We start from the raw sequence: 253 nt of genomic DNA on the forward strand, positions 1-253 counted from the left end.
GGGCGTGGTCTGGCTGGGGAGATCAGCAAGGAAACGGGTAAATCCCTGCGTGATAACGCTGAATACGTTAATGCCTGGGCGTCTCTGCATCGTGTTCAGCAATTCCGCTTCTTTGGCATTCCGGGGCGTCAGGCTTACCGTGAACTGCGATTGCTGGCTGGTCAGGCGGCAAGGCAACAGGGTGACAAAAAAGCAGGTGCGCCGGTACTGGATAACCCGCGTCTTGATGCAATCCTGGCTGCTGCTGATGCTG

The 253-nt window shown here is 56.9% G+C and carries 1 protein-coding gene; it reads left to right on the forward strand.

The genetic code is table 11. The features are described 5' to 3' along the window. Positions 1–253, forward strand: a 253-nt coding sequence (locus SB847_RS21700; protein ID WP_410578767.1) for a hypothetical protein, incomplete at both ends; no start/stop codon positions are given.

Source organism: Bacillus sp. SIMBA_026 (assembly GCF_046535335.1).
Taxonomy (GTDB): Bacteria; Bacillota; Bacilli; order Bacillales; family Bacillaceae; genus Bacillus; species Bacillus velezensis.